The following is an 815-nucleotide window of genomic DNA, read 5'->3' on the forward strand; positions in this document are numbered from 1 at the left end:
TCGGCCGGGTTCTTCAACGCCACGGCCCGGTCGCGGATGGTTGTGTAGATCGATGTTGCTTGGGGTGCGGTCGTGTAGAGGTTCAGCCACGCCATCCCGTCTGGGGCGGGCTGGAACTCCAACCGGCGATCAGTGGTGGATTTCGTCACCCGGGCGGTGATCGACTCCGGATCCAAACGCTCCCGCAGCACCCGCGCCTTCGCCGTGAACTTCGACACGGTCAGGGTGCGGGCGAACGGCAACGCCTGCTCCTCCACCGCCAAGGCAGCCTGAGGGCTGAGCGTGGTGGTCTGGTCGACGAGGACCTGGGCGTGCCGGTAGGAGATCTCCCCAGCCCGCAGTGCGTCCATTGTGCCCGGGAGCCGGTGGATCAACGCTTCACTGTCGGTGACCATCCGGATCACCGTGGTCTCTGGCATCCGTAACGCACACGCCAACTCCGCCACCAACGACCGGCGGGCCATCTCCTGCCGTTGCGTTGCGGACAGTGTTGTGTCGACGGTGAGGACCCCGCGTTCGGTCGCTTCGGAGAGAAGACGGGCGTCGTCAATCAGCTCCATCTGCCACGCCTTGAGTTTCACCTGATTCCGCTCCAACGCAGCGACCTGGTCGACGATCGAACTGCACAGCTCCGCCCGCAACCCACTCAACGGCGACTCGACGAAACCGTCGTCGTCGTACGCCTCAGCCGGCGGGTCGTGGAGCTCTTCCATGCGTCAATTCTCCCGGCCACCACCGACATTCAGCCGACAGATACCGAGGCAAAAGGGCTGGTTGTGGATAGTTTCCGGAACCCGGTCGGCGGTGGAGGAGTG

1 protein-coding gene is annotated in these 815 nt (G+C 64.5%); it reads right to left on the reverse strand.

Translation table 11 applies throughout. The features are described 5' to 3' along the window. On the reverse strand, nucleotides 1-713 hold a 713-nt coding region (locus AC1M0F_RS16430; RefSeq protein ID WP_480239338.1), incomplete at its 3' end, for a DUF222 domain-containing protein. Between the last annotated feature and the right edge of the window lie 102 nt (nucleotides 714-815).

It is taken from the genome of Mycetocola sp. Y719 (assembly GCF_056713205.1).